Raw genomic sequence first — 26,991 nt, 5'->3', positions numbered from 1 at the left:
GCGAATTTCCCCGGAAAATCTGGCATCCGGTCCGTGTGCTACTATTGAACCTGGGGAGAATTGTGCCACAATCGGCCCAGTCTCAGTGCCGGTTGTGCCGTCAGCCTTCCTGTCGGCGGGTGCTTTTCCCAATGATTCTGCTACGTGTATTTGCTGCTAGGCTGACATGAAAGTTGCCGTTGTTCGTGAAACCTTTCCGGGGGAACGCCGTGTGGCGCTCGTTCCCGATCTGATCCCCGCGCTGACCAAAATCGGTGCGCAAGTCCTCGTGGAAGCGGGGGCCGGTCTGGCCGCTGGCTTCACGGATGCTGACTATCAAAACAAAGGCGCGGAGATCGTCGGCGATCGCGCGCAGGCCTTTGCTCAAGCCGATGTTGTCTTGCAGGTACGCACGCTGGGTACAAATCCCGAGGCGGGCCGCAACGATCTTGGGTTACTGCGCAAAGGTTTGATTGTCATCGGTACGTGCGATCCCTTGGGCAATCCTCAAGCCGTGAAGGAACTTGCCGATCACGACGTGATTCTCTTCGCGATGGAATTGATCCCCCGTATTACCCGCGCGCAAAGCATGGACGTGCTTTCCTCGATGGCCACGATCGCGGGCTACAAAGCCGTGCTGCGTGCCGCCGATTCCTTGCCCAAAATGTTTCCGATGCTCATGACCGCGGCGGGCACGCTCAAGGCCGCCAAAGTGTTGGTGCTCGGTGCCGGCGTTGCAGGACTTCAAGCCATCGCCACCTCACGCCGCTTGGGGGCCATTGTTCAGGCCTACGACGTGCGACCCGCCGTGAAAGAACAAATCGAAAGCCTCGGTGCCAAGTTTGTTGAACTCCGGCTCGATACATCGCAAACAGAAGATCAGGGCGGTTACGCCAAACAACTCACCGAAGAGCAGGTTCGCCTTCAACAAGAACAACTGGCCCAGGTGATCGCCGATTGCGATGTTTGTATTTCAACCGCCGCGATACCTGGCAAAACGTCACCCGTACTCATCACCGCCAATGCCGTGGAACGTATGAAACCTGGCTCGGTGATCGTCGATTTGGCGGCCGAACGGGGCGGCAATTGCGAGCTCACTCAAGCCGACCAAACGGTGGTTGCCCATGGCGTGACCATCTTCGGCCCCACGAATCTGTCCTCGGAAGTGCCGCAACATGCCAGCCAGATGTATGCTAAGAACTTGGTGACGTTTTTGCAGCTCCTTGCGAAAAAGGGTGAGCTGGAAATTGATCTCAAAGACGAAGTGATTCGCGATACGCTCGCCACGAAAGATGGTCAGGTTCAAAATCAGCGTTTACGCGACATGCTCAATCTTGGCCCGCTGGTTCTGCCACCCAGCTCGCCCCCGATCGATCATTTAGCCAATCAGTAAAACGACAGTCCCAACGAAATCATTCGATAAGAAACGCATGGATATCATTACAGGTCTGACAATTTTTGTCCTCGCCGTCTTCATCGGCGTCGAGATCATCGCCAAGGTGCCTCCCACTTTGCACACACCCCTGATGAGCGGCTCGAACGCGATCAGTGGCATTACCTTGGTGGGGGCCCTCGTTGCGGGCCACGGATTTTGGGGTTCGTTGTTTGGTTTTCTTGCGATCATTTTTGCCACGACTAATGTGATCGGCGGATTTCTCGTGACCCACCGCATGTTGGGAATGTTTAAGAAAAAGAAATAGCCGCACACAAAGGTTCCTACCGTGACAGATCTGCTATCCCACTGCTTCGTGCTTGCCCAAGAAACTCCGCCGCTTGCTCCTGTTGAGCAAGCGACGCAGCTTGTCGAGAATGCGGCCGCGCTGGTTTCTCATTCTCCCTGGGCCAACGCGGGGTATTTGCTCGCCTCGGTGCTCTTTATTCTGGGCATCAAAGGCATGACGCACCCCAAGACCGCGGTTCAAGGCAACTTGCTGGGTGCCGTCGGTATGTTCATTGCCGTGATGGTCACGCTCATCAGCACCGAAACCAATTGGTTCCTGGCGATCGCAGGCATCGCGATTGGCACGGCCATCGGAACTTGGTTTGCCACGGCCGTGCAAATGACACAGATGCCACAACTCGTGGCGTTGTTCAATGGCTTTGGCGGCATCGCTTCGGTGCTTGTCGCGGCTGTTGAAATACCCACGGCGGGCTTGCCGAATGCGGGTATAGCGGGCCTAGCCGCGGGACTCACGGGACTGATTGGCTCGGTCACGTTTACAGGTTCGATGGTCGCCGCGGCCAAGCTGCAAGAACTTCCGCGTTTCCGCCAACCGTTTGCATTTCCCGGTCAATTGGCCATCAATGCCGCGATGTTTGCCGCGGCCGTTTTGCTTAGTTTGGAAATGACCGACGGCACGGGCTGGGAATATTGGCTGCTCTGTATTATCTCGCTGGTACTGGGCGTGTTTTTGGTCACTCCCATCGGTGGTGCCGACATGCCGGTCGTCATTGCGCTTCTGAACAGCTATTCAGGGCTGGCTGCCTCCGCCGCGGGGTTTGTGATCAACAACAATGTGTTGATCATCGCTGGTGCCCTCGTGGGTGCGTCAGGCATCATATTGACGAACATCATGTGCAAGGCGATGAATCGTTCGCTCACCAGCGTTCTGTTCGGCAAATTTGAACCGTCGGCAGGCGGCCCCACGGATGACGAAGTCTATTCCGGCAAAATCAAAAGTACCTCGGCCGAAGAAGTGGCCATGATGCTCGATGGGGTCCAGCGCGTGATTATCGTCCCCGGCTACGGGCTGGCTGTCGCTCAGGCTCAGCATCAGGTTCGTGAACTGGCTTCCTTGCTCGAAGCGCAGGGCACAGTCGTCGACTACGCGATTCATCCCGTCGCGGGCCGCATGCCGGGCCACATGAATGTGCTCCTGGCCGAAGCCGACGTTCCTTACGAACAACTCAAGGAAATGGACGAGATCAATCCGACGTTTGCTCAGTGCGACGTGGCGATTGTGATCGGTGCCAACGACGTGGTGAACCCGCTGGCCGATACGGATCCCACGAGCCCCATCGCGGGCATGCCGATCCTTAGAGCGGGCGATGCTCGCACCGTGGTGGTTGTGAAGCGGAGCCTGAGCCCCGGTTTCGCGGGAATTCCCAATCCGCTCTTTGCCCAAGACAATTGTCTGATGCTGTTCGGCGACGGCAAGGACGCGCTCATTCAATTAGTGGCGGCCGTGAAAGAGCAATAAAAAAACAACCAACCACATCCTGATTAAGACCGGATGCAGTTGGTTGTTTAAATAACAGCTTTCGCTACGAAAAACTATTCCGCAGCTTTCACTTCGAGATTGTTCTCGACGTTGTCTTCACCGGCGGCATCGCTGGCGATCTCGCCGATGCGGTCCTTTTCTTCTTGCGAATCAACCGTACCGCTCAAAGTCACTTTGCCATCAGCAGCTTCGACTTGCACGTCGTCAGCAGGCGTCGACAAATCGGCGGCATCAATCTCATCGCGAATATTCGCTGAGAGATCTTCGCTCGCTTGATTCTCATTCTCAGCGGCGTCGTTATTGATAGCTGGCTCACTATCAATTTCAATTGCCGGTGCTGAAGTTGCCGGCGTAGCCAAATCAGAATCCGGCGCACTTACTGGCTCATCCGTGGGAAGTGCTGGCCCTTCGGGCACGGCTTGTGTCACGCCAGGATCAGCTGGCATCGTCGGATCGGCCGTTTGATCGACAACAGGATGTTCGACAACAGGTTTGCTGACTTCATAACGATCCGCATCGTCACGGGTCGTCGAGGTCGTGGCATCGTTCATCGGGTTGTCCGTACAACCCGTGAAAGCAAACAATGCCAGGGCGAGTAATGGGAGGCGTTTCATAGCATGGCTCCTTGAAAAATTGATAGCGTTGCAAAAGACTTGTGACCCACGCCGGAACAATACGCAAAGAGTATGCCGACTTGCTCCCGTTCGCCTTCTGTCATGAAACTGCCATTAATAAGAGTGATGTCTGTTGGATCACCAAGACGATGCAATTAATACGAGTCTTTTCGATTATCAGGCTGTCGTGCCACGGGCCGTTTTCAGCACTTCGTGACGTTCCGGGGGCCAGCATGATGGCTAGGACCCCAAGCTGAGTGCGTGAAAGTCCCCTGGTTGTCTGACATAAAACTTTGCGATAAAATCAAAGCTTAATTGATGCAGAGTCTCATTCCGGTCTTGGGCTTTTATGCAACCAGCCGAAAATTTCGCCGATTTGCTGCCGATCTCCATGCTACGCGCTGGTGAATTGGGCGAGGTGCAAACCGTGTTAGGCACCGCCGATCTTGTCCGTCATCTCGCGGAGATTGGTTTGCGTGCAGGCACCAGGTTGGAAATGATTCGTCCTGGGACGACGTGCATCCTGCGTATCGACGGGTCGAAACTCTGCGTCCGTGGCGATGAGTTGTTGCAGGTGATGGTTATGCCGCTCCCTGCCGCGAGGCATTCGGCATGACTTCGCTCGCTCAGCTTGGCGTGGGTCAGTCAGCCAAAATCGTCCAGCTTTCTCAAAACGGCGAGAGCGCCCAGCGGCTCATGGAAATGGGCCTCACACCCGGCGTTCAAATCCGTTTCATTGGTTCCGCCCCGCTGGGTGATCCGCTCGAATACGAGCTGCGCGGTTACAAACTTTGCATGCGGCGTAGCGAGGCCGAACAGATCGAAGTGGAAGCGCCCTGAATGTCGAACTCGACCTTGCGCTCGACGATTCGCGTCGCTCTGATTGGCAATCCCAACACGGGCAAGTCGACGCTCTTCAATGCCCTGGCCGGCGTACAACAACGAGTTGGCAATTATCCGGGCGTCACTGTCGAAAAAAAGGTCGGGCATTTTCGCCACGGCGAACAGCAGTTTGAAGTCATCGATCTGCCAGGCACCTACAGCCTCGCGCCGCGATCCCCCGACGAGATGGTGGCGGTCGACGTATTGCTCGGTCGTCGTTCGGGAGAATCATCGCCCGACATCGTGGTTTCGATTATCGATGCGTCGAACCTGCAACGAAATCTTTATCTGGTGAGCCAGGTCCTCTCGTGCGGTCTCCCCACGGTCGTCGCTTTGAACATGGTCGACGTCGCGGCGGATCGGGGGATCGAAATCGACGTCGCGGGGTTAAGCCAACGGCTGGGCGTGCCGGTTGTTCCCATTCAAGCTAGCCGTGGCCAAGGGCTCGAGGAACTCAAGCAGGCCATCGCCGCAGCGGCGGATCGGGATCAGCATCCTGCATTCAATCCGTTCCCTGCTGTGTTTCAAGAACACGCGGACCGTTTGGCTACACAGCTCAACGCCGGCCGCGAGACTCCCCTGCCCCGTTATCTGGTCGAACGGCTGATTTTGGATGGCAACGGTTATCTTGAGCAGCAACTACTGACAAGCGAGCAAACCGCTCAGCACACAAGCCTACGCACGGCGCGCGAATCGCTCGCCGCGGTGGGATTACCCGTCCCCGCAGTCGAAGCGATGGCCCGTTACGATTGGGTCGGCAAAGTACTCGACGGCGTGGTGCATGTTCCCGATCGTCGACATCTCACCGCGAGCGACCGCATCGACGCCGTGCTCACGCACAAGGTGTGGGGATCGCTAGTACTGCTCGCCGTCATGGCCCTGCTGTTCTCGTCGATTTTTCGCTTTGCCGAGCCGTTGATGGGATGGGTCGACACGGGAGTGAGTTGGCTGGCCGATACAGCTGCTGGGATGATTCCCGAGGGGGCCCTTCAATCGCTCGTTGTGGATGGCATCATCGGCGGCGTGGGGGCCGTCGTGATTTTCCTGCCGCAGATTCTTATTCTGTTTGCTTTCATCGCGGTGCTGGAAGATTGCGGCTACATGGCCCGGGCAGCGTATCTCATGGATCGCCTGATGGCCGGCGTGGGCTTGAGTGGCCGGTCGTTTATTCCCCTGCTCTCGTCGTTTGCTTGTGCCGTGCCCGGCATCATGGCCGCGCGAGTCATCGAAAATCGCCGCGACCGCTTGGCGACGATTCTCATCGCCCCGCTGATGAGTTGCTCGGCCCGCTTGCCGGTTTACATCATTCTGATCAGCGCCTTTGTTCCCGCGCAGAGTTATTTAGGTGGGCTCATTGGCCTGCAAGGGCTGACCATGGTGTCGATGTATTTGGTGGGGATCTTCGCGGCGGTAGCGATTGCCTGGCTGCTCAAGAAAACGCTGCTGCGTGGTGAAACGCCACCGTTCGTGTTGGAACTCCCCAGCTACAAAACTCCGTCGCTGCGTAATGTCCTGTTTCGCATGGTGGAACGGGGCTGGGATTTTCTGTACGTGGCTGGCACGCTGATCTTTGCGATCACGATCATTGTCTGGGCACTGGCCTACTATCCACGCTCCGAAGCCAAAGTGGCGGAAGCCATCGCCGCCCGGGAATCTGTCCTTCAACAAAACATTGCCACGGCGACTCCCGGCACGCCCCAACATGTCGCGGCGGAAAAAGAACTCGCCGATTTCAATGAACCTGAGAATCTCGACCACCTCAACGCGAGCCTGCACCAGCAATTCAGCTTTTTAGGACGTGCCGGCAAGCTGATCGAACCGGTCGTTCGGCCCTTGGGCTGGGATTGGCGGATTGGCAGCGCCGCGATAGCTTCGTTCCCCGCGCGGGAAGTCGTGATGGGTGTGCTCGGTGTGATTTACAATCTGGGGGGCGACCTCGACGTGGGGGAAGAATCCGATCAAACCCGCCTGCAAGCGCGGCTTCAAGCCGCTCGCTGGGACGACACCGGCGAGAAAGTGTACAATCTCCCTGTGGCGTTGTCGCTCATGGTGTTCTTTGCCTTGTGTGCCCAATGCGCGGCCACGCTCGCCGTCATCAAACGCGAAACCAACAGCTGGGGCTGGCCGGTGTTCGCGTTTGGGTACATGACGCTGCTGGCGTACATTGGCGCGCTCGTGACTTATCAAGTTACCAGCCGCATTTGGTTATAGTGGTGCCAAGAAACACTTATGCAAGACGCAATCGCACTCACGATCGTAGCAATCGCCGCCGGCTATCTCGGCCGCGTGGCATGGCTGAGCTTTGCCACGAAGCGTTCGAGTAGTTGCGGCTCATGCGGCAGTTGTGCGACTAACCAAAAGCCGTTGGTGCAAATCAAACAAATCAATCTCTCTCACGCAGAGGCCCAGAGGTCGCAGTGATTGATAGCTAAATAGCATTCGATTGATATTTCGTTAACTTTGCTTGTGTATGAAGAATAGCCACGAAAAATCTCTTTCCCTCTGCGACCTCAGCGCCTCTGCGTGAAAAATCATGGCAACGGATTGCACTTCATCGCCAGAACTTGATTCCAAGTGGAAGCAATCTTTCCGTCGTCGGTTACTCGCTTGGTATGCCCATCACAAACGCGATCTTCCTTGGCGAAAGTCGCAGGATCCCTATCGCGTTTGGATCAGCGAGGTGATGCTCCAGCAAACGACCGTCGCCGCGGTGAAGCCCTACTTCGAGCGATTTCTCAAAGCGTTTCCCACGGTTGAAAAGTTGGCCGCGGCGGACGAAACCCAAGTGCTGCGATTGTGGGAAGGATTGGGCTACTACCGCCGCGCGCGGGGTTTGCATGCCGCCGCGAAGCAGGTCGTGGCCGAACACACCAGCCAATTCCCCCGCGATGTCGCGACTCTGCAAACCTTGCCCGGTATCGGCCGCTACACAGCCGGCGCGATCGCTTCGATTGCCTTTGGCGAGCGGGCTCCTATTCTCGAAGCGAATACGATTCGCTTGCTCGCACGTTTGCTTGCGTATCCGGATGACCCCACGAAATCTGCCGGACAGAAACTTCTCTGGGCGACCGCCGAGGAGATTCTGCCACGCACCAATGTCGCGGAGTTTAACCAAGCCCTGATGGAACTCGGTTCGTTGGTTTGCACGCCAGCAACCCCCAAGTGCGATGCCTGCCCGGTTGCTCAGAATTGCGAAGCCTTCGCTCAGGGACTGCAGAACAAAATCCCTAAAGCCACGGCCAAGCAGAAATTCACCGATCTCCGCGAGGCGGCGGTCGTCGTTATAAAGAACGGCCAAGTTCTGGTGCGACAATGCGGAGCGAACGAGCGTTGGGCCGGCTTGTGGGATTTCCCGCGCTTTGAACTCTCGAGCGAAGGCCCGCTGTTCGTGCGCGATGAGCTAATCGCCAAAACCCGCGAGCAATCGGGCATCACGATCCAGCCGGGCAACTTGCTCACCACAATCAAGCACGGCGTCACGCGCTATCGTATTACGCTCGATTGCTACACGGCGATATATCAATCGGGCCGACTCGCCACCGACAAAGCACTCCGCTGGTTAATGGTAAGCGAGTTAACAGAATTGCCGCTCAGCACGACCGGGCGCAAGTTGGCGAATCTTATCAAGAAAACATAGGCCGCGGATGAACGCGGATCGAACGGATTTGCACGGATCAGATCAGCGACAATCCGCCAAATCCGCGTTCATCGGTGTTCTATTCTTACAGGAGATAGCAGAGGAAGCAGAGAGCCTAGAAAATCTCTACGCTCGTCCTCAACTCCTCTTCCAGCTATTAGCGCCCATCAGCGTCTATTAGCGGTGACCTCCCCTCAATACTCTACCGTCACCCATTGCTTTTCTTGGCTGCTTTTCAGCACCGCATCGCAAATCGCGATCTCATTGTGACCATCCACGAACGTGGCGAAGTCGCCGCCGGGGCGTTCGCCGGCGATGAAACCATAGATATTGCGGAACAAATTCTTCGGCCCGTCGGGATATGCCTCATTGTGCCCGCCCGGATAATGGGCGTACTCCCGTGCTCCTGGGTAAAGCAGGCTCGGATCTTTCATAATCACTTGGTTCGGTCCATCGCGGCGGCCGACCCACAGTTCGTTCGGCTTCTCTTGATTCCAAGCCAGCGCACAATTGCTGCCGTCGATCTCATAGTACAAGCGATTCTTCCGCCCCGCCGCGCATTGATTCACCGTCAACACGCCGTGCATTCCGGAATCGAACTCCAACAGGATCGAAGCGTAGTCCTCGGTCTTTATCGGCACGTCTTCCAGGTCTTCTGGCTTCAAGACTTTGCCGGCGTAGGTTTCGACTTCAACCTTGGGCCGCTTCCGCATGGGGTGAATCGTCACCAGGTCGGCCATCACCCGCACGATCTTGAGTCCCGTCACGAATTGAATCAGGTCACACCAATGCGAACCGATGTCGGCGACGGCCCGCGACGCGCCACTCATTTCAGGCACCAGCCGCCAGTTCCAGTCGGTGTCTTTATGCAGCCAATCCTGCAAATACGATCCATGTACGGCCAACACGCGCCCCACGTCGTCGGCGCTTTGGCACATCAATCGAGCCTGTTGCACGAGCGGCATGTAGCGATAATTGAAATCAATCGCGTGGACCACGCCCGACGCATCCGCCAGGCGGACCAACTCGCGTGATTCCGTCGAATCCATGGCGAGTGGCTTTTCCGAAACCACGTGCTTCTTCGCCGCGAGAATGTCGCGGTTCACTTCAAAGTGCAAATGATTCGGCGTGCAGTTGTGCACAACGTCGATCTCAGGATCGGCTAGCAGTTGGTGGTAGTCGCCATAGGCTTTGGGAATCGACAACTCGGCGGCTTTACGCTCGGCAAGCTCCTGCCCCCGCTCGGCGACCGCCGCAACTTCGACATAACCCAAGCGACGAATCGCCTCGACGTGTGCTGGACCGATAAATCCCGTGCCGATGATGCCGGCTTTTAGTTTTTTCATGAGGAGGTCATTCTGATAGGAGTTGTACGACTAGAAGAATCTTGGTTACTTCTGTACAAAGCTTCTAACTAGGTAAAATGGCGAGCTAGTTCCTTCGGTCGCCGAGGCTCCCTCAGGATGACATGTAACTTGGCACTGCCCGAGTTTACTCAAGGATTTCGACTTCAGCCCAGCCCTTGCTTGCAATTGACTTGTCCACAGCATCCAATACCGCCACACACTGCGCGCCGTCGCGGAAATCCGGCATACACGGTTTATCTTGAGCAATCGCTTGCGTGAGACTGTAGACCGCGTGCGTGAAGCCATGTTCGTACCCGAGCATGTGCCCGGGCGGCCACCAATTGCCCACGAAGGGATGCACGCCCTCGGTGGCGATGATCCGCCGGAAACCTTGCGCCGAGGCGGGGTCTTTCGTCGAATAAAAATCGAGCATATTCAAATCTTCGAAACACCAGGCAATCGAACCGGTGCTGCCGTTGATTTCAAAGCGGTTGAAATTCTTGCGTCCCGGCGCCAGTCGCGTTGCTTCAAAAGTTCCGAACGCGCCATCCTTAAATTTCGCCAGAAACACCGACGCATCATCGACGGTCACTTGCTCGGTTCCTTCGCCGGCCGTCGCCGACAAACCGGCGGAAGTTCCCTCGGCAGGGCGCTCGGTGATGAACGTCTTTCTCATGCCGACGACTTCGCCGATTTCGCCAACCAAGAATCTTGCCAGATCAATCGAGTGGGCCCCCAGATCGCCGTGTGCTCCTGACCCCGCGGCATCTTTGCGTAGCCGCCAGTTCATGGGGAAGTTGGGATCGACCAACCAATCCTGCAAATACGTGAACCGAGCATGACGAATCTCGCCGATGCCGCCCGATTCGATGATCTGCTTGGCAAGCGACACCGCCGGGCAAAGTCGATAATTGAAATTGACCATGTGCTTGACGCCCGCCTTACGGACCGCGGCGAGCATTTGCTTGCCTTCGGCGAGCGTGAAGCAAAGCGGCTTTTCGCAGAACACATGCTTGCCGGCTTCCGCGGCGGCGATGCCGATCTCTGCGTGAACGTTCCCCGGGGCCGAGATATCCACCACGTCGACGTCGCTTTGTTTGACGACCTTTTGCCAATCGGTGGCCGAGGTTTCCCAGCCCCACCGCTCGGCGAATTCCGCCACGGCAGCGGAATCTCGCCCGCAGACCACCTTCAGGACGGGCTGCAAATCGAGATCAAAAAACCGGCCGACAGTGCTCCAGGCCTGGCTGTGGGCCTTGCCCATGAATTTGTAGCCAATGAGAGCGACGTTGAGTGTCTTACGCGACATGAATAGTTCCAGAAATGCCAAGGGCGGGACAAGTTTTCACAGGCCTGTCATTTTAGCAATTTCACGTTTTGCGCGTAGGGACGGAAAGTTATGGGCGAAAGCGATAATTAATCCATCAATTCACTTACTTCTGCCCACAAGCCAATCCCACTCACCGCTGTCACGCATAAAAGAATCGCGGCAGACAGTATTCCACCGGTAAGCATCCACCAGCGAGTGCGATAGCTCGGCGGGAGTTGGAAATTGAGATACAATGCCGCGCACATCGCCACCGCGACAGCCATGTTCGTTGTGAGAAAGGCCACGATGTGGGTGAGTGTATCGAATTTTAATTCACTGACGATGACCAGTGCCGACATCACTAACACGTAAACCAGCACCACGGCGTGAATCTTCTTTTGCGACCAATGCTTGGTCGGCCAAATGGCTTGCGAGAAATCAAAGATGGTCCGCGAATAGATTTCCGGAAAGGCTTGCAGTGTTCCCCAGAGTGCTAGAAGCACGCAAATGTAATAGACCCAAATCAACGCCGGGTGAATGTTTCGCCAAATGTAAGCTTGATCGGTGAGCAAGCTCCAATCGCTGAGCGACGCGGGCAATTCGCCACGGGCGGCAAGCGGATACAACACGGCCGCCCCCGCCATCATGAACGAGGCCGTCACGATCCAGAGCACGAGTGCTCCGCAGGCCACGTCCCACTTCAACGGCGCGAGCGAACGCAACACGCGCTTGGCAAGATTTGTGTCCTGTGGCAAGTAATCGCCGGGAGTTCCTGCCGCGGCACGTTGGCGGATTTCGTCGATCTGCGGGTGGCTGGTGATTCCCCAGCCATGTAGCGAAATCCAATTCGCATAAACTATGTAGCCCAGCACGCTGCCCCCGACGTAGCCAAACGTTGTGGCGAGCGTAAGCGCCGGCTGCGATTTCACCGTGGCCGGTGCCCAACCGGGAAACTCCGGCACGCGGCCAAACGCCAAGCTTCCCTTGAGTGCTTCCCACAGGTCGGGTTTGACTAGCACCGTGCCGATGATTGTTCCTAGCACTAACAAGCAACAGATAATCACCTGCTGTTTTTCGAGCTTGTCGTAATTCATCACGACGCTGAATCCTAGCGCCGCGATGATGAAGGCCAGCGTGATCCCACGCGCGATCCACTTTTGTGTTTCAGGACTGACCACCGTTCCTTGGTTCGCAAACAGCAAGTAATACAACAAATCGCCACACGGTCGTGCCACCGCGGCCCACAATGGCCCCGCCGCTGCCATTTCTAACAGCACGATAAGAATTAACAGCCATCCCCGTGGACCTGGCACGCGCACAAGCCGCTGACTGATCGGCTCGCCGCTCACGGCCGTGTATCGCCCCAACAGATACGTAACAAATATCCCTTTGACAATGACGCTCAGCAGCACGAGCCAGAGCAATCCGTAACCCGCCCACGCCCCCGCGCGAACGACAACGATAGTTTCACCCGCACCGATGGCGACCGACGCCACAATGGCCGCCGGTCCGAAGATATGCAACACGCGCCCAAGTTTCGCCAGCGACCAGGGCTCGGCAAACACGCCGTGATATTCCTGGGGTACGATCTTGGGCAAAGGTTCGGGCATAAAGAAAATAAACCACGAGTAGGAAATCGTTAGCCGCGCTGCGAAGCGCCAGCGAAGCGATTAATAATGGCAACCGGCCGATGACAATTCATTGCCAGATATTAATTTGCCGCATGTCGTCGAAGAACAATGTAACGTGCTTCCGGCAAAAGAAAAACAGTCCTCGCGCTGGCCAAAAACTCTTGTGGCGAGCGGCTAAGAAATCACGATAATGCGGGGTGCGAAAGATAAATACGAAAAGCCACACCGGCCGACTTTGAGCCGGTCGGTAGTAAAGAGATCTTGCAGCGAATGGAAATTATTTCGACCTAAACCCCGAGGGTTTTGTCACTTTGCAGAAATCGTTTGTGCTTAACTGGCAACGAGTTATCAATCAACACACGTTCCAAAACCACAGGGTTTTGTCACCGAAAATCGAAATACCCGATATCGTGACAAAACTCCAAAACGAGCCTTGCGAAAACGAAGACGGCAATCGGCAAAACAGACGTTCGGGCTGCTTATTTCTCTTTCGCTACTTCTTCGTGACTGGCCGGTGCGACCGAATCGTCGGCCTTTATGTCGGCAGCGGCCAGCGGTGGGCCCAGCAGCTTTTGCAGCTCGCGTTCGAGATTCTTGCCGCGGGCACGCATGCTCACGACGTTGCCTTGCTGATCAACCAAGATCGCGCGGGGAATGCCGGTGATGCCGTAGTACGTGGCGAGCGGATTCTCCCAGCCACGCAGGTTTTGATCCTGGCTGAACAAGGTGACCCAAGGAATTTTGGTGGCTGTGATATAGGACTGAGCTTCCTCGGGGGTTTTATCGAGGCTGATCCCCACCACGTCGAAGCCTTTGCCGTGGTAAGCGTTGTACAACTTCAGCACGTTGGGGACTTCAGCACGGCAAGGGCCGCACCAAGTTGCCCAAAAGTCCACGAGCACGACTTTGCCACGATAGGAGGCCCAATCAAAGGGACGGCCATCGAGCGTGGTGCCCGTGATATCCATCGGATGACCAGGCAAGCCCATGCGACGAGCGATGCCTTCGAGCATCGGGACGATACTCATCAAATCTTCATTGCCGCTATTCTTGTAGAGTGGAATCGTGGCATCGAGCAACCGCTTGGCATAAGGTTCGCCGCCAGGCATGTCACCCACGTAATCGACGACCGCCATGATCATTTGCAGTTTGTTCTCGTCGGGAGTGCCACGACTCACAAAAGACACCACGGTGTCGATCAAGCCCATGCGTTGCTGTTCGTTGAGCTTACCCCACATACCCAGGCCGAGTTCGATGTGGAACTTCATGCCGATCTCGCTCACTTGGGGGCGTGGGTCGGCAATCGCGGCGGCAATCGCTTGGTTGAATCTGTCACTGGCACCGGTATCTCCAAGTTGTTGCAGATACTGCAAGGCTTGCAAACGATAGAAGTGAGCCTCCTGCGCTTGCGGGTCGGTCAGTTGCATTGTCAAGACTTTATCAATCGCCTGCAGCACGGTGCGGAAGATCTTCTTTTGATGAACGATGATCTCTTCGTCGCTCTTGCCAGCCGGTTCCATCTCACCCAAGCCGTCGAGAAACTCGAAGATCTGTTCGGGAGTTTGTGCTTCCGGCGGAACGGGGATCGTCTCGCCCGTGTCTTGCGGCGCGGCACCCACCGCAGGAGCTTGTTGTTGAGCGAAAGCTGGGTTGCTGTTGAGGCTAATCAGCAACGCGGCGGCGAGAGCGGAAGAAGCGAGAACACAAAATATGCAACGCAAAACCATTGTCACGAAAACTCGGGGGTGGGAGGGATGACTGGCGACGGCGAGGTCAGCGTAATTATCCCGGTCCGGCGACTTGCTGCAAGTCGAATCACGGGCCCCCGAAGTACTAAAACGACTGAAATTGCCGAGGAATTCGCGACCAGTGCCGCTATCACGTGGAAACCAACGCGTTGGTCAGTCGATGTGATGGAAGTCAGCGATGATCTTCCAAGCTTCGGCCGGCGTTTCCGCGAAATAACACAGCTCGACGTCGTCGTCGGCGATCACCCCTTGGTCGGCGAGGTACTGGAAGTCGATCGTGTTCGTCCAATACTCGCGGCCATACAAGATGATGGGGATCTCTTGCATGCGGCCCGTCTGGCGAAGGGTGAGCGTGTTGAACAATTCATCGAGAGTCCCAAAGCCACCAGGGAACACAACGAGTGCTGCGGCGCGCAAGATAAAGTGAAACTTACGCAAGGCAAAGTAGTTGAATTGAAAGCACAACTCGGGCGTGATATACGGATTAGGTTCCTGCTCGTGGGGCAGTTCGATGTTGAAGCCGATGCTCTTGGCGCCGATTTCAAACGCGCCTCGATTCGCGGCTTCCATGATGCCGGGCCCGCCACCCGTGGCGATCACGAAGTTACACTTGCCGTTCGTTTGGCACGACGAGGAAACAAGACGGCTGAACTCGCGGGCATCATCGTAGAACCGTGTCTTGGCGATAACACTCTGTGCGCGAATCAGATTGCGCTGGGCCCTATGGTCCGTGGGATTTTCCGCCAAGGCTTCCTGTGCAGCGTTCAACCGCGCATCGGCAATGTGTTTTTCGACGATTTGCGTTCCCCCGAAAACCACGATCGTCGAATCGATCTTGTTCTCGCGCAGGAGTGTTTCGACCTTGTGCAGTTCGAGCTGCATCCGGATCGGCCGTTGGCCAGCGCGACCCAGGAAGTCGATATCGATCTCTGCTTTGCGATAGCCGGGAGAGCGAAGAATCGCTTGTCGGTTTTTTTCTACTTCGGGGGGGAGTTCCATAATCGCTCTCTGTTTGACCAGTCACGAGCCAATCGCGCTGGGCGCATTTTCACTTATCGTCACGATTGTAAAGGCAAGCCTAGTGGTCGGGCGAGGGTGGCAAACTTTCGGATTACACCAGTTCTTGGGTCTCACCCAGGCTGGGCAGATGCACGTTCCAACCCCGCGAAGCGGCAAGTTCGGCAGAGAGCGACTCGGCACTCTCGATTTCGCCGTGGGTCAGGAACGTGCGACGGGGGGCTTCAAGCGGCGCCAGCCATCGTAATAAGCCGTTGCGATCGGCGTGGCCACTCAGGCCGGGAATCGTCTCGATCGCGGCCCGCACGGGCACCTCTTGGCCGTGCATTCGCAGGAACTTGGCACCATCCTGCAACAACCGGCCACGAGTCCCCTCGGCCATATAGCCACCCAAAATCACAGTATTGCGCGGGTCGGGGAGCCGCTGCTTGAGATGATGCACGATTCGTCCCCCCGTCATCATGCCGCTGCTGGAGATAATCACCGCCGGACCCGGATGCCGGTTCAAGGCTTTGGATTCCTCTGTTTTGCGGCAGAGGAAAACATGGGAACCGTCGAAGAGCGGATTCTCAGGACTGAGTTCCCCTTCGCTCAAATCGTGGTCTTCATCGTGCTCGCGATAAATGTGCGTCGCATCCACGGCCATGGGACTATCGAGATAAATAGGAATATCCGGGATTCGCTTCGCTTGCTTCAACACCTGCAGCAGATAAATCAATTGTTGCGAACGGCCAATTGCAAACGCGGCGACGAGCATCACCCCGCCCCGTTCAACACTGCGATTGACGACGTCGGCCAAGCCTTGTGTCAAATCTTCGTTGGCATGATTGCGGTTGCCGTATGTCGACTCGCAGATGAGATAGTCGCATGCCGGCGGTGGAGTGGGATCGTGATACAGGGGGCCATTGTAATTGCCAACGTCGCCCGAAAAGAGGATACGCAGCGGCGGGGTTTGATTGCGAATCTCGACTTCGATCATGTTCGAGCCCAGCAAGTGACCCGCGTCGTGATATCGCATCCAAATTGGCTCGACGGGCGAAAACCATTCACCGCGGCTCACCGTGCGAAACAGCTTCACTGTGTTCTCGGCATCACGGACTTCGTACAATGGAAACGCCGGAATGTGCTTCGAGTACCCTTTCTTATTGGCATAGCTCGCGTCGGATTCCTGAATCTTGGCCGAGTCCAGCAATGTGATCTCGGTGAGTTCCGCCGTGGCGGGGGTACACCAGATCTTGCCGCGGTAGCCTTGCTTCACGATCCGTGGCAAAAAGCCCACGTGGTCGAGATGGGCGTGCGTCAGCACCACGGCATCAAGCTTCTTAGTACTGAACGGCGTGGGTGCCCAGTTTTTCTCGCGAAGTTGTTTGATACCTTGAAACAGGCCGCAATCGATCAACACGCTCGCGTCATCGACTTCGAGCAAATACTTCGAGCCGGTGACCGTCTGCGCCGCGCCGTAGAAAGTGAGTTTTGTCATGATCGTCCTTCTTACAGACCTGATTGCCTGGGTCGTGAGTTAAATAATTCCATGAAGCGGCTTGCCGGGGGCCGCCAAGGCTTCGACTCGCTCGGTGATGTCGGGGAGTTCTTCCAGCACCGGGGCATGATGAGGTTTAATACGCGCATCAAACACCAACGGCCCGCGACATCCCCAATGTTTGTCTCGCGTGAAAGATTCTATTCCATACAAGTCCACGGCTGGATTGGTGCGAGTGAACGTCACCCACAGGAAGTTTCGCAGCGATTCGCTCAAGAATTGGCTGTCATCGACGATCACAATCCAGCGAATCCCTTCGAACGTATCAATTGCCGTGAAACACTCACAAAAACGCTCGATGGCGGCAGCGACTTCGGCACCGGACTCCGTTTGAGCCCGCGCGGAAACATCATAGTCAAACGATGGTGCGGGACATTTGGGCCCGGTGATTGCCAACACGCCGGGCAGCACGATGCGTGGATCGCGAAAGCCGGTTGGCAAGTTCAAGTTGCTAGGAACCTGAGTTGCCAATTGGAAACGCTTGGGCCCCACGGCCGCTATTACAACTTTCGAGCCGGCATTCAATCCCGAGCCGCTGTAGTCAAGCGTGTCCACCGTGGTCTGGGTGTGGAAATGCAAATCCCGCGACCAATCTGCGCGTTCCAAAAGATGTGTGAGGAATGGTCCGATGTCGTGAATATCCAACTGCGGCGCGTCTTGTTGAGCAACGATCAACAGAAACTTGGCGAGCGACAACTGCCCTTGTCCCAGGATTGCATTCGCCTGCGTCAACAATTCCTGCGGCCTGTTGGCATCGAGAAACGGCATATAGCGTTCGCTGCCGATGGCCAAGAGCAAAGGATGCACTCCCGCGGCATCAACAGCGTGGACCCCATGAATTCCTGGAAGAACTTCGGGAATCAGGGGACCGGTGATTTCGTGAATCAATGCACCCAGAATTGTATCTTCTTGCGGAGGTCGCCCCACGACCGTAAAAGGCCAGATCGCACCATCACGATGATAGATGTTCGTAACACGCATCACTGGGAACGGGTGGGCCAGACTGTAGTAGCCCAAATGATCGCCAAACGGCCCCTCGGGCTCCAAACGATTGGGTATCACCTCGCCCGTGATACAAAAATCGGTGTCGGCATGCAGAGGCAAGCTGTCGTTCCGCGCGATCATGCGAACGCGGCGGCGACCAAGCGCTCCGGCAAACCCAAGTTCGCTCATTCCTTCGGGCAAGGGCATCACCGCCGCCACGGACATCGCGGGCGGGCCGCCAATAAAGATGTTCACCCGGAATGGTTTGCCTTGCGCGAGTGCCGCAGCATGATGCACCCCAATCGACCGGTGAATTTGATAATGCAAACCGATTTCTTCGTCAGCGCGATAAGGTTTGCCCGACAACTGAACGCGGTACATGCCAAGATTGCTATGCTTGAGCCCCGGGCTGCGAACATCTTCGGTATAAACTTGCGGCAGCGTGATAAATGCCCCACCGTCGTGTGGCCAGCTTTTCAATTGAGGCAGTTGGCTGATGGTCGTGCGGTTGGCGAGGACGGGGCCCTTCGATACCCACTTCGGCAGCATCGTAAGTCCGCTAAGGGGCACACTCCGGTAGCGCCAGGGATAACGCAAGGCGAGCGTGGGATCGCTTCGCAGTTCCACAAGTTGCTTGATCGCAGCGAGACCATCCCGAAACATCAACCGGGCACGATCCATCGTGCCGTACAAGTTGGCCAGCATCGCAAACCGGCAATCACGCACATTCGTAAACAAGATCGCGGGACCGCTAGCAGCCGAGACGCGCCGCTGGATTGCCGCCATTTCCAGATTGGCATCAATCGGTTCGGCGATGCGGATGAGTTGCCCCTGGCGCTCAAGATCAGCAACACATTCTTGAAGACTGGAATAGCCCATAGTCCAACTGTTGATTCTGCATTAGTTTGGGTGCTTGGAAGCCAGCCCCTGGCGATGGCTTTCCCGGCATGGCGAGCCTTCGATTCTAACGATAGCAGGCCCTGCATCTACCCAACCGGATTGGCCATGGCCGGGGCAACAGGTTGTTTTTTGCGGCTTGGAAGGGCTTTGCGGGGGAGGGGCGCTGAAAATCCGCCCAAAACAGGTCGTAAAACTGGTGCGAATTCTCACGGATTCTTAAAATGGAGGGATAGCTTGTTCCTGGGATCAACACTTAACTTAAATGCAGTTTCCCAAGCTTTGCAAATCTCACTAGAGGACTTGCCTCTCGATAAGCCTTGCGGGCATGTTTTCGTTGCTTTCGCATGAGCGACCTTAGTTACATCAGGACACCCGTCTATGAATCACGATCGGCATGAAGAGGATCAGCGCATTCCAGAAATTGCCATCACTGGCGATCTCACTGAGCACGAATCCGATCTCACGGAACGGCTGTTAGATATCGCACCCGGCGGACAATGCACCCTTTATTTCGATTCCCCGGGTGGCAGCCCGTATTGTGCCGTGTCGTTGATGACGCTCATTCGCCTGCGAGGTTTGCGCGCGACGGGCATCGTCACGGGCGAATGCTCCTCCGCGGCGCTCTGGCCCTTTGCGGCTTGCGAACGGCGGTTCGTTTCGCCCTATAGCGTACTGTTGTTTCATCCCATGAAATGGCAAAGCGAAGAGAACGTCGGATTGGCGGAAGCCGCGGAATGGGCACGCCATTTCGGACAATTGGAAAAAGACATGGACGCGCTGCTGGCCGACTTGTTCGGTGTCTCACGCGACGTCATGCACAGTTGGATCAACCCCGGAAAATATATCTCGGGTGCGGAGCTCGCGGGTGCTGGGCTCGCGGAACTGATTTCTGCCGCTGACTTGGTCAAGCCTTCAGGGATCTTCCATATCTTGAACAACGAAAATTCCAACGGCGAAGTGTTGCCCACGGCTGGCAAACCCAAATTGCGAAAAGCACCCTGAAATTATGCCGTCAACGGTGGCGGAGACGCAGCAAACTCTTTCAGGAGTTGCGTGGCCGTCGCAACGTCATTGGCATAGGGCAGGAAAGCGCTTCGCACGCGCAAGCGGCGAATGACGCCCTTTTCTTGAAACTCGCCGCCGAGTTCTCTGTTAATGACAACTTGTGGACCCGCTTCCACGTGCCAAGTTCCTAAGTCCTCGGGGTACGTGGCTTCGAAGTAGCTCCATCGCAGAGATGCATCTCGTACTAGCACACCCGCAAAGCGATCGCTGCTGATGACTGCATCAATGCTGGTTGCTGGTGTCCCATCGCCGTGAACCTGCAAAACTTCCCCCGCTGGCAATTCACTCCTCAGCACCGCTTTGGGAAAACATTCCAAGAGCGACGTTTGCAACGACACGATACCATCCACAATCACGTACAGTGAATCTGCCGAAACAATTCGCCAATACATGTGGAGCGTAAACGGCTGGGCCTCGGTTTGGGGATAGTTGGCAACAAGGTCGTTGCCCCGCACAAACTTGTCGAGTCCTTCCGTATTCAAGCTCGATGGCTCATGAGATTGCGTGGCCACGGTCAGACCGAGTAGTTGGCCCGTGAGCGCCGCACCGTTCCAAGCAAGTTGCTGCAATCCGCCAGCCGGATTCGACAAATCAACTTGGGCCTGCAGAGAATTCGCTTGGAGCTTTGCGCGGGAATCGACGAGTTGCCAAGGATTCATGATTCGAGATTTGCTTGGCGATTCGATTTTGTTGCAGTGGAATTCAAACTGCGTTGTAGCAATAAAAAAACCCCGCCGAACACCGAGGTGCTGCGACGGGGCCGGAACAGAGAAGAGGCCGATGTTTGCTTGGGGGGGAATAATAGATATTAGGCAATTGCCTTCTGCTAATCAGCAGTCGGGTTGTCTATAGCAAACAATCAAACTTCATCTACTAGCTCAATCACGATCATACTCATTCCCACACCCATGTCCAGCTTTCTTGCCAAAATCTTTGGAAGAATTCCTGGCCCCATCTAGACAATCTCCTGACAATTTGTCGTTATTACTTATTCGATAAAGTCTTACGTTCTTACGCCGCTTGTGACAGCGTGCAACCAAACAGAGGATAACCATGCCGGATTTTGCACGATTATTGACCGTTTGCGAAGCCGCGGCCCAAGCCGGCGCCGCGGAACTGTTGGCCTGGCAGGGAAAGTTTGCCACTCGGGAGAAGTCGGCCAGGGATTTGGTCACCGATGCCGACCTCGCTTCGCAAAAGGCCGTTCAAGCAATCGTGCAAGCAGCATTCCCAGATCATGGCTTTCTTGGTGAAGAAAACCCAGACCGCCAGCAATTGCAACTTCCCTACTGTTGGGTGGTGGATCCCCTTGATGGAACTACCAACTATGTGCATGGTTTTCCTTGTTATGCCGTCTCGGTCGCCGTCGCTTTCGAGAACCAACTGGCGGCAGGGGTGGTCATGAATCCCTTAAACGGTGAATGCTTCACTGCGGCTCGTGGACTAGGCAGTAAGTTGAATGGAGCGCCGATCCATGTGAGCGAAGTCACACAACTCGATCACGCCCTGGTTGCTGTGAGCTTCCCACCAAACCCCCGACCCGATTCCCCTGACATCCAAGCGTTTCTCAAAATTTCACCGGAATGCCAAGCCGTGCGTCGGACTGGGTCGGCGGCTTTGAATTTGGCGTTCGTGGCCTGCGGACGACTAGATGCCCACTGGGCCCACTTTATTCACAGCTGGGATTCCGCCGCGGGGGCGCTGCTCATTCAAGAGGCTGGCGGAATCGTGCGCTCGTTTAATGGAGAAGCTTACAACGTTGCCCAAGGCGATTATTGCGTGGCGAGCACACCACAACTCTTCGAGCAAGTTATCAACCGCATTCAACCCTCAACATAATAATCGCGCACAAAAAGGCCGACATCCACCTTGCCTGCAGACAAGCTGGATGTCGGTTATCAATTCTGGCCTCCCCGCGAGGCCAGCCAGTCACACTTTAATCTTCAACTGCGATTGGGATCGTTGAAGAAGTTGTCCGGGATCGTTCGATCGACAATGCGACCCAATTCGTTTTGGGTCCGGCGCTGACCGACCGTGTGCCATGCCGAAACTTCCGCTAGCTCGGGCATGATGTCGATCAGTTGGCTGACCAACATGCTGGCCAAGCGTTTTACCGAACGATCGTGAGCCGATTCTAAAATCGCCTTGGCGGTTTTCATGACCCGCAACATGCCAGCACGTCGGTTAACGGGCTCAGACAAGGGCCCCTCGTTGTCGACGAGCAGGTCGGCCAGGGGGACTTCCAAAACTTTTTGCCACTTGAGCAAATCCGAAATCCGCAAATCGCACTGGGGATTCCCTTGCTCGCGAATTTCATTCGCGTTCAGATCCATCTTGCGTGTGAGCGAGCGGATCGTAGCGCCTTGCTGATTACAAACTTCTTGGATGCGATGATACTTGATCGTGGTCTTGGGCGTTGACGACGTGGGCGTGGTATTCCGAGGAATCGGAATATTGAAGCCGTTACTTTCGTAGTTGTACTCGATGGTACTCATATGCGCGTGTTCCTCCGCAGGGCAAGAATGCCCGAGTGAAAAGGTGCCTCATGGCAAGGCGCAATAGCACTTCTGGCAAGGTGCTAAATAGCCGAGCACGGGCTCTGGGTTGTTCCGAGAAAAGCTGGTTATCTTCTTATGAGATGGACGCAACAAACGGCAATCAGTGCCTTTAAGTTGCGATGTGTAGGTCGATCACCAAACCAACCAGCCGAGAGAGGTTTTTGCCCGCGGCGATCGCCTGAACTACTTCTTTCAATCCTCCGGATGAAAACTCAAGATGTTTGTCTATGACATCTTTCGCGTGTCGTAAGCATCCTAATCTTGCCCCTAGGCTTTGGCAAGAGAAAGCCATTGGATTTCAATGGCGGCAACTACTCACCTGGGACAACTCCTCGGGATGTGTCCCAGCCGACTCGAAATCATAACTGAGAGACCGCTTTCAATGCCGTCACTGTCATAGACATCAGCAGGCAATGACGCAAAAAGTTCTATTGAACTGGACACTACGGGATTCGGAAGTCGCCTGCCAAAGAGCGAATTTGTAAAGCACTTGTGCAGTCAATTGCTTAGGACAATGGCAACGCGGTGAAGCCGGTCGGCAAGTTTGCCAAATAGTTAGCAGACCCCAAACTACTTAGCACCGGCGTAGTGGGACGAGCTTGTTCAACTACTTGCCGCCGTCGTGGAACCAACGGTTTTTCCAGCCTCAGCCAGGTAAAACCGAGCAACGAACGATGAGCAGTTTCCATGCTTTCGTGCAATGCACGCACCGCGGCAAAGCGGCGGGAACCATGGGAATCGATGCTCTCGGCCGTTTGAATGTCGGCCTTCCGTACGCTGTTGGGTCGGTTTCGCTGATCCTTAAGAAGGTCCTTCAGTTCGGTGACGTCGATGGGCGACACCCCGTCGTGAACGATCACCATCTCGACGGACAAGCGATTTCTGACCAGTTCCAGCACAGCCGATAAACCACCCCGAAATGCTTGTCGTAGAACCTGAACGCGGGGATACATCCGGGCGAGTTCGCATGCGGACTCAAACGTGTCGTCCGTCGAACCGTCGTCGACGATCACCAGGTCGATTTCGGTGCGAACGAGCATCGACAAATCGAGGACATCGTGAACGATCGAGCGGATTTGCCGCTCCATATTGTGCATCGGCAACACGACGGTTAGCTGCTGTGTCAAAGCCGGGACTCCCATCTTGGGGTCGCTCCGCAGGGGGCACTCGATAAGAACAAACGTGCCGCCGCCGTTCGACCGATGTGTCTGGTTACATTTTTTGCCAGAACTAGGCTATTAGTTGTGCCATCGACCAACGAACTGCATCGGCTGGAGAAAATGAGAAATCGAGCCGGTCGATTGATTTCTAACCGGCCTGCGGGTCATAACGATTAAGCGATTCCAACGTCGCCAATGGCAAGCGTAGCCAACTTGCGATAAGCTGATTTCCGATCACCTCCCTAATAACAAAGGTACCCCCTTGAGCCAGATCCCCGACTTTTCCCAAGGAAACGGATTGCTTCCGGCAATCGCCCAAGACGCGGCGAGCGGGGCCGTTTTAATGCTTGGCTATATGAACCAGGACGCCTGGGAGCAAACGCTCGCCACGGGGAACGCTGTTTACTACAGCCGCAGCCGCCAGAAGCTCTGGAAAAAGGGAGAAGAAAGCGGCCATGTGCAACGGGTGAAGGCGATTTACGTCGACTGCGACGCGGATACAATCCTGTTGCAGGTCGAACAAGTCGGCGGGGCCGCCTGCCACGAGGGATATTCCACCTGCTTTTTCCGCCGGTGGGATGGCAACGGCTACTCGATCGAAGTTGAGCGCGTGTTCGATCCCCAGCAAGTCTACGAAAAGCCCGGCCATTGATTGGCCATAGAGCAAGAAAGACATTCGCCGTGAGATTTGAAGAACGTTTTGCTGCTCTTAATCTTGAGCTGCCGCCCGCCCCCAAGGCCATGGGACTTTATCGCCCCATCATTGTTGTCGACAACTTGGCCTATCTCTCGGGCCATGGGCCGCTCCAATTTGACGGCAAGCTGATTTGCGGCACGATCGGCCAGGACATGGATCTGGCCGCAGGACAATACGCAGCTCGGCAAACGGGGCTAACCGTGATCTCCAGTTTGCGGGCTCACTTTGGTAGTTTGGATCGCATCAAGCGACTGATCAAAACTTTTGGCCTCGTCCGCTGCACGCCCGAATTCGTGGATCAACCCGCCGTGATCAATGGCTTCAGCGAGTTAATGAAAGACGTTTTCGGGGAAGAGCAGGGGATTGCCGCTCGGAGTGCCGTCGGCGCGGCCTCACTGCCGGCGGGAATGGCCGTGGAAATCGAAGCGATTTTTGAGTTGCACCCGGCCTGAGATTAATTGGCCGCGACCGCGAGTTCTTCTTCCTGAGCGACCGATTCGTCGGCGGGAGCGTTCATCTTGGCCAATTGCGAACGGAATTCTTGGATGCCGGCCAGGACATTTTCTTCGTCCACGGGTTCCGTGGCTGCCGTTTCACCGCTGGTTGCAGGTGAGCTTTCGCTGTCCATACCCTGCGGCTCTGCAATCGCTTGCTCGAGAATGGCGCTCACGGCAGCGTGGGAAAGTGCCGTCGGTTCGGCAACCACTTGAGTAGCAACCGGCGCGACTTGGCTAGCAGCTTGAGTCTTATCTACCGCTTGATCGCGGCGGAACATCAAAGTGCCGTAATGCTTGTTGACGTAAACCGCCAAGCCATAACCCAATGCGATGTTCGTGATCGTTAAAAATCCGATGACCAAAACCATATCAATTCCTGCCCGAATCGAATGAGCGACCGGACCGCGCGGTTGTCCGCACGTCGTCCGTCTCAGAAAGCCTACTTCGCGCGAATCACCGCACGCCGTTCGGCTGGGGCAAATACGCGTGGAAACCGCTTTCCCTACGCGGGGAATCGATTGTAGCGACTATAGGGGGGCCATTATCGAAGAAGTCGCCCGGCCGCCGCCGTGGCAGGGGAACGGACCGGTGCGGGGGGATGAGCCAACGAATTCACGAATTCAGGCGAGACATTATTCAGTGTGATCACTTCGCTTTTCCCCTCGGGATCATGCGCTCGAATGATGCAGATCACTTCCGACTTCAGTCCCCGGCGTTGAATCTCTTCCAACGCGGCTTGCTCGCTGGTTGAGAGCAACTTCGGGGAAGTATTGGCTGCACCCGCGAATTCATTGGGAAGCCGATCGATAAGCTCATCTTGACCACGGATGGCAATATCCTCCGTAGGTGCTACCGGCGCATCCTCTAGCGAGGTCACCTGACTAACAGCATTCTGACCAGCGGGTGATTGATACACCATGGCCAGGTTCAAACTGTCGAGCTTGGCTTGAATCGAGGGAAGCGATGCATACAGTCCTTCGTTGCTCTGAGGGTCCGCCGCAAAGCAAACGCCGATCAATTGCCCTGCGGCGTTGAATAAACCACCGCCGCTGCGACCTTCGACGGGGGCACCGGCCACTTCCACATTCGGCGGGCCTTGGTAACGATCAATGGTCGTAATCTGTGAGTCGATTGCCGTGGGATTGTCGCCCCCGTTGCAGCCGACCGTCGTAATATTCGCTCCGGGTGAAATTGGCGTGTTCGGGGGTGCGATCGACAAGGCTTGGACGGGCGATTGGGGCCGCACGATCACCAACGCTAGATCACGTTCGAGATCGTAATTCAACAGTTGCCCCTGCGCCGTTTCCTTGACTTGAGCCCCGGCCGGAGTCGCTTGATAAAAGGTGACTTCAATCGGGCCTTTCCCGGCTGACGTGCGGAACAAATGCCCGCAGGTCAAAAGCAAAGCGGCTCCATCACGAGCATCGACAATCGTGCCCGTCCCCGCGGAAGTGCCGTCGGCATCTTCTACGGAAATTTTGACGGTCGCTTCCAGCAACTTGTTGTGGGATGGAGCAGGGCCACTGGGGGTAGCACTCGCTGCTGGCGGCGGATTGCCAAAAGGATTCGCCATCGGTGCCGCGGCGGCCGTTGCGTTCATTGCCTGAGTCGGCAGGGCTTGTGAAGGCATCGCCTGCGATGCCATCGGATCGGGCGACTGTCCCCGCACATCTGTACCACGCGGGGTCAGGATTTCTTGAAGCTGTTCAAACGATCCCGTGCCAATCATCCGAGCATATTCACGACCATCGACAAGCGCGATAAATGTTGGAACTTGATCGACTTTGAACTGGGCAGCGAGCGCCGTGTCGCGAGCGATATCGATATGCCGCACGTCGTAACCGGCCGCGGCAATTCTTTGCACCACGGGCCGCATCTCGCGGCACGGTCCACAAGTGGCCGAACCGAAATCCAGCAGCACCACTTCAGCGGCCGACGCTGTGTGACACAGCGACAGAATCAAGCAGACAAGCAATGTTTGCTTTGTCCCTGCAAACTTTTTCAGAGCGACCATCGGTTCCCTCCATGGATCCACGGTCAAGCGGATAAAAATTCTTTGCATCGCTGCCGCGAGAGAACCACATGCCGCACGAGAAGTTGGGAACGCGGCCAAGAATTGATGCGCGGCTCATCAGCCTGATGAGAGCACGAATCCCTTGCGTCCGCGACAACATCCGTGTTGTCTCGACGATGCGACCCTCGCACG

Annotated in this window: 25 protein-coding genes; 12 read left to right on the top strand and 13 right to left on the bottom strand. The window is 56.0% G+C overall.

What is annotated here, in order from left to right; translation table 11 throughout:
* Positions 1-166: 166 nt before the first annotated feature.
* The 3 genes from AC6T8Q_RS10390 to AC6T8Q_RS10380 are packed head-to-tail and all read left to right on the top strand — an operon-like array spanning position 167 to position 3,179.
* Positions 167-1,372 carry a Re/Si-specific NAD(P)(+) transhydrogenase subunit alpha gene (locus AC6T8Q_RS10390; protein ID WP_500679013.1) on the top strand — a complete coding sequence of 402 codons (1,206 nt, stop codon included), beginning with the start codon at positions 167-169 and terminating at the stop codon, positions 1,370-1,372.
* Positions 1,373-1,409: 37 nt separating this feature from the next.
* Entirely contained in the window at positions 1,410-1,679 is a 270-nt protein-coding gene (locus AC6T8Q_RS10385; protein WP_500679012.1) for an NAD(P) transhydrogenase subunit alpha part 2, read from the top strand.
* A 21-nt stretch (positions 1,680-1,700) separates the two neighbouring features.
* The gene (locus AC6T8Q_RS10380) at positions 1,701-3,179 is read left to right on the top strand and encodes an NAD(P)(+) transhydrogenase (Re/Si-specific) subunit beta (RefSeq protein WP_500679011.1); all 1,479 of its coding nucleotides are present in this window, start codon (positions 1,701-1,703) and stop codon (positions 3,177-3,179) included.
* Positions 3,180-3,253: 74 nt separating this feature from the next.
* Here the strand turns inward: AC6T8Q_RS10380 and AC6T8Q_RS10375 are convergent, their stop codons facing one another.
* Positions 3,254-3,814 (bottom strand): BON domain-containing protein, encoded by a 561-nt coding sequence (locus AC6T8Q_RS10375; protein WP_500679010.1) that lies wholly within the window; start codon positions 3,812-3,814, stop codon positions 3,254-3,256.
* 349 nt (positions 3,815-4,163) lie between these two features.
* Here AC6T8Q_RS10375 and AC6T8Q_RS10370 point away from each other — a divergent pair, with 349 nt between their 5' ends.
* The 5 genes from AC6T8Q_RS10370 (at position 4,164) to mutY (ending at position 8,333) form a co-directional block, all read left to right on the top strand.
* A complete protein-coding gene (locus tag AC6T8Q_RS10370) occupies positions 4,164-4,430 on the top strand; it encodes a FeoA family protein (protein WP_500679009.1) in 267 nt (88 codons plus the stop codon).
* Positions 4,427-4,654, top strand: coding sequence for a FeoA family protein (locus AC6T8Q_RS10365; protein WP_500679008.1), 228 nt, complete (start codon positions 4,427-4,429; stop codon positions 4,652-4,654). Before AC6T8Q_RS10370 ends, AC6T8Q_RS10365 begins: the two co-directional genes overlap by 4 nt.
* Positions 4,655-6,907 carry a ferrous iron transport protein B gene (feoB, locus tag AC6T8Q_RS10360; RefSeq protein WP_500679007.1) on the top strand — a complete coding sequence of 751 codons (2,253 nt, stop codon included), beginning with the start codon at positions 4,655-4,657 and terminating at the stop codon, positions 6,905-6,907. It abuts the gene before it with no gap.
* Between the two features lie 18 nt (positions 6,908-6,925).
* On the top strand, positions 6,926-7,117 hold the full coding sequence (locus tag AC6T8Q_RS10355) for a hypothetical protein (protein WP_500679006.1): 192 nt from the start codon (positions 6,926-6,928) through the stop codon (positions 7,115-7,117).
* Positions 7,118-7,229: 112 nt separating this feature from the next.
* Positions 7,230-8,333, top strand: coding sequence for an A/G-specific adenine glycosylase (mutY, locus tag AC6T8Q_RS10350; RefSeq protein WP_500679005.1), 1,104 nt, complete (start codon positions 7,230-7,232; stop codon positions 8,331-8,333).
* A gap of 194 nt (positions 8,334-8,527) precedes the next feature.
* Here the strand turns inward: mutY and AC6T8Q_RS10345 are convergent, their stop codons facing one another.
* The 7 genes from AC6T8Q_RS10345 to AC6T8Q_RS10315 form a co-directional block, all read right to left on the bottom strand.
* Positions 8,528-9,679 carry a Gfo/Idh/MocA family protein gene (locus tag AC6T8Q_RS10345; protein ID WP_500679004.1) on the bottom strand — a complete coding sequence of 384 codons (1,152 nt, stop codon included), beginning with the start codon at positions 9,677-9,679 and terminating at the stop codon, positions 8,528-8,530.
* Positions 9,680-9,824: 145 nt separating this feature from the next.
* Entirely contained in the window at positions 9,825-10,988 is a 1,164-nt protein-coding gene (locus tag AC6T8Q_RS10340) for a Gfo/Idh/MocA family protein (RefSeq protein WP_500679003.1), read from the bottom strand.
* 107 nt (positions 10,989-11,095) lie between these two features.
* A complete protein-coding gene (locus AC6T8Q_RS10335) occupies positions 11,096-12,598 on the bottom strand; it encodes an Nramp family divalent metal transporter (RefSeq protein WP_500679002.1) in 1,503 nt (500 codons plus the stop codon).
* Between the two features lie 500 nt (positions 12,599-13,098).
* Positions 13,099-14,346, bottom strand: a complete 1,248-nt coding sequence (locus AC6T8Q_RS10330; RefSeq protein ID WP_500679063.1) for a TlpA family protein disulfide reductase — start codon at positions 14,344-14,346, stop codon at positions 13,099-13,101.
* A gap of 174 nt (positions 14,347-14,520) precedes the next feature.
* Positions 14,521-15,366 carry an LOG family protein gene (locus tag AC6T8Q_RS10325; RefSeq protein ID WP_500679001.1) on the bottom strand — a complete coding sequence of 282 codons (846 nt, stop codon included), beginning with the start codon at positions 15,364-15,366 and terminating at the stop codon, positions 14,521-14,523.
* 112 nt (positions 15,367-15,478) lie between these two features.
* The gene (locus tag AC6T8Q_RS10320; RefSeq protein ID WP_500679000.1) at positions 15,479-16,864 is read right to left on the bottom strand and encodes an MBL fold metallo-hydrolase RNA specificity domain-containing protein; all 1,386 of its coding nucleotides are present in this window, start codon (positions 16,862-16,864) and stop codon (positions 15,479-15,481) included.
* 39 nt (positions 16,865-16,903) lie between these two features.
* Positions 16,904-18,787 (bottom strand): UbiD family decarboxylase, encoded by a 1,884-nt coding sequence (locus tag AC6T8Q_RS10315; RefSeq protein ID WP_500678999.1) that lies wholly within the window; start codon positions 18,785-18,787, stop codon positions 16,904-16,906.
* 399 nt (positions 18,788-19,186) lie between these two features.
* On the opposite strand from AC6T8Q_RS10315, the gene AC6T8Q_RS10310 reads away from it, so the two are divergent.
* Positions 19,187-19,810, top strand: a complete 624-nt coding sequence (locus AC6T8Q_RS10310; RefSeq protein WP_496920239.1) for a hypothetical protein — start codon at positions 19,187-19,189, stop codon at positions 19,808-19,810.
* Positions 19,811-19,812: 2 nt separating this feature from the next.
* Here the strand turns inward: AC6T8Q_RS10310 and AC6T8Q_RS10305 are convergent, their stop codons facing one another.
* Positions 19,813-20,532, bottom strand: coding sequence for a hypothetical protein (locus tag AC6T8Q_RS10305; RefSeq protein ID WP_500678998.1), 720 nt, complete (start codon positions 20,530-20,532; stop codon positions 19,813-19,815).
* Positions 20,533-20,926: 394 nt separating this feature from the next.
* Between AC6T8Q_RS10305 and AC6T8Q_RS10300 the strand changes: the two genes are divergently transcribed.
* Entirely contained in the window at positions 20,927-21,712 is a 786-nt protein-coding gene (locus AC6T8Q_RS10300; protein WP_500678997.1) for an inositol monophosphatase family protein, read from the top strand.
* Positions 21,713-21,816: 104 nt separating this feature from the next.
* Here AC6T8Q_RS10300 and AC6T8Q_RS10295 read toward each other — a convergent pair whose 3' ends face one another.
* Entirely contained in the window at positions 21,817-22,368 is a 552-nt protein-coding gene (locus tag AC6T8Q_RS10295) for a hypothetical protein (RefSeq protein ID WP_500678996.1), read from the bottom strand.
* A 569-nt stretch (positions 22,369-22,937) separates the two neighbouring features.
* Positions 22,938-23,573, bottom strand: a complete 636-nt coding sequence (locus AC6T8Q_RS10290; protein WP_500678995.1) for a glycosyltransferase family 2 protein — start codon at positions 23,571-23,573, stop codon at positions 22,938-22,940.
* Between the two features lie 244 nt (positions 23,574-23,817).
* Between AC6T8Q_RS10290 and hisI the strand changes: the two genes are divergently transcribed.
* Both hisI and AC6T8Q_RS10280 read left to right on the top strand, forming a co-directional pair.
* Complete coding sequence (hisI, locus tag AC6T8Q_RS10285) at positions 23,818-24,243, top strand: phosphoribosyl-AMP cyclohydrolase (protein WP_500679062.1); 426 nt, start codon at positions 23,818-23,820, stop codon at positions 24,241-24,243.
* A 29-nt stretch (positions 24,244-24,272) separates the two neighbouring features.
* Positions 24,273-24,740, top strand: a complete 468-nt coding sequence (locus AC6T8Q_RS10280) for a RidA family protein (RefSeq protein WP_500678994.1) — start codon at positions 24,273-24,275, stop codon at positions 24,738-24,740.
* Between the two features lie 2 nt (positions 24,741-24,742).
* On the opposite strand, the gene AC6T8Q_RS10275 is transcribed toward AC6T8Q_RS10280, so the two are convergent.
* Together AC6T8Q_RS10275 and AC6T8Q_RS10270 are read right to left on the bottom strand one after the other, a co-directional pair.
* Positions 24,743-25,153, bottom strand: coding sequence for a hypothetical protein (locus AC6T8Q_RS10275; protein WP_500678993.1), 411 nt, complete (start codon positions 25,151-25,153; stop codon positions 24,743-24,745).
* A gap of 173 nt (positions 25,154-25,326) precedes the next feature.
* Positions 25,327-26,799 carry a trypsin-like peptidase domain-containing protein gene (locus AC6T8Q_RS10270; protein ID WP_500678992.1) on the bottom strand — a complete coding sequence of 491 codons (1,473 nt, stop codon included), beginning with the start codon at positions 26,797-26,799 and terminating at the stop codon, positions 25,327-25,329.
* Positions 26,800-26,991: the final 192 nt, after the last annotated feature.

It is taken from the genome of Bythopirellula sp. (genome assembly GCF_041737835.1).
Taxonomy (GTDB): Bacteria; Planctomycetota; Planctomycetia; order Pirellulales; family Lacipirellulaceae; genus Bythopirellula.
This window is presented reverse-complemented; position numbering and strand designations above follow the sequence as displayed.

Excerpts from the sequence above, each read along its gene's own strand:
- AC6T8Q_RS10390 (WP_500679013.1), top strand. The coding sequence starts at position 167 with ATGAAAGTTGCCGTTGTTCGTGAAACCTTTCCGGGGGAACGCCGTGTG.
- AC6T8Q_RS10385 (WP_500679012.1), top strand. The coding sequence starts at position 1,410 with ATGGATATCATTACAGGTCTGACAATTTTTGTCCTCGCCGTCTTCATC.
- AC6T8Q_RS10375 (WP_500679010.1), bottom strand. The coding sequence starts at position 3,814 with ATGAAACGCCTCCCATTACTCGCCCTGGCATTGTTTGCTTTCACGGGT.
- AC6T8Q_RS10370 (WP_500679009.1), top strand. The coding sequence starts at position 4,164 with ATGCAACCAGCCGAAAATTTCGCCGATTTGCTGCCGATCTCCATGCTA.
- AC6T8Q_RS10365 (WP_500679008.1), top strand. The coding sequence starts at position 4,427 with ATGACTTCGCTCGCTCAGCTTGGCGTGGGTCAGTCAGCCAAAATCGTC.
- feoB (WP_500679007.1), top strand. The coding sequence starts at position 4,655 with ATGTCGAACTCGACCTTGCGCTCGACGATTCGCGTCGCTCTGATTGGC.
- AC6T8Q_RS10355 (WP_500679006.1), top strand. The coding sequence starts at position 6,926 with ATGCAAGACGCAATCGCACTCACGATCGTAGCAATCGCCGCCGGCTAT.
- mutY (WP_500679005.1), top strand. The coding sequence starts at position 7,230 with ATGGCAACGGATTGCACTTCATCGCCAGAACTTGATTCCAAGTGGAAG.
- AC6T8Q_RS10345 (WP_500679004.1), bottom strand. The coding sequence starts at position 9,679 with ATGAAAAAACTAAAAGCCGGCATCATCGGCACGGGATTTATCGGTCCA.
- AC6T8Q_RS10340 (WP_500679003.1), bottom strand. The coding sequence starts at position 10,988 with ATGTCGCGTAAGACACTCAACGTCGCTCTCATTGGCTACAAATTCATG.
- AC6T8Q_RS10335 (WP_500679002.1), bottom strand. The coding sequence starts at position 12,598 with ATGCCCGAACCTTTGCCCAAGATCGTACCCCAGGAATATCACGGCGTG.
- AC6T8Q_RS10330 (WP_500679063.1), bottom strand. The coding sequence starts at position 14,346 with ATGGTTTTGCGTTGCATATTTTGTGTTCTCGCTTCTTCCGCTCTCGCC.
- AC6T8Q_RS10325 (WP_500679001.1), bottom strand. The coding sequence starts at position 15,366 with ATGGAACTCCCCCCCGAAGTAGAAAAAAACCGACAAGCGATTCTTCGC.
- AC6T8Q_RS10320 (WP_500679000.1), bottom strand. The coding sequence starts at position 16,864 with ATGACAAAACTCACTTTCTACGGCGCGGCGCAGACGGTCACCGGCTCG.
- AC6T8Q_RS10315 (WP_500678999.1), bottom strand. The coding sequence starts at position 18,787 with ATGGGCTATTCCAGTCTTCAAGAATGTGTTGCTGATCTTGAGCGCCAG.
- AC6T8Q_RS10310 (WP_496920239.1), top strand. The coding sequence starts at position 19,187 with ATGAATCACGATCGGCATGAAGAGGATCAGCGCATTCCAGAAATTGCC.
- AC6T8Q_RS10305 (WP_500678998.1), bottom strand. The coding sequence starts at position 20,532 with ATGAATCCTTGGCAACTCGTCGATTCCCGCGCAAAGCTCCAAGCGAAT.
- AC6T8Q_RS10300 (WP_500678997.1), top strand. The coding sequence starts at position 20,927 with ATGCCGGATTTTGCACGATTATTGACCGTTTGCGAAGCCGCGGCCCAA.
- AC6T8Q_RS10295 (WP_500678996.1), bottom strand. The coding sequence starts at position 22,368 with ATGAGTACCATCGAGTACAACTACGAAAGTAACGGCTTCAATATTCCG.
- AC6T8Q_RS10290 (WP_500678995.1), bottom strand. The coding sequence starts at position 23,573 with ATGGGAGTCCCGGCTTTGACACAGCAGCTAACCGTCGTGTTGCCGATG.
- AC6T8Q_RS10275 (WP_500678993.1), bottom strand. The coding sequence starts at position 25,153 with ATGGTTTTGGTCATCGGATTTTTAACGATCACGAACATCGCATTGGGT.
- AC6T8Q_RS10270 (WP_500678992.1), bottom strand. The coding sequence starts at position 26,799 with ATGGTCGCTCTGAAAAAGTTTGCAGGGACAAAGCAAACATTGCTTGTC.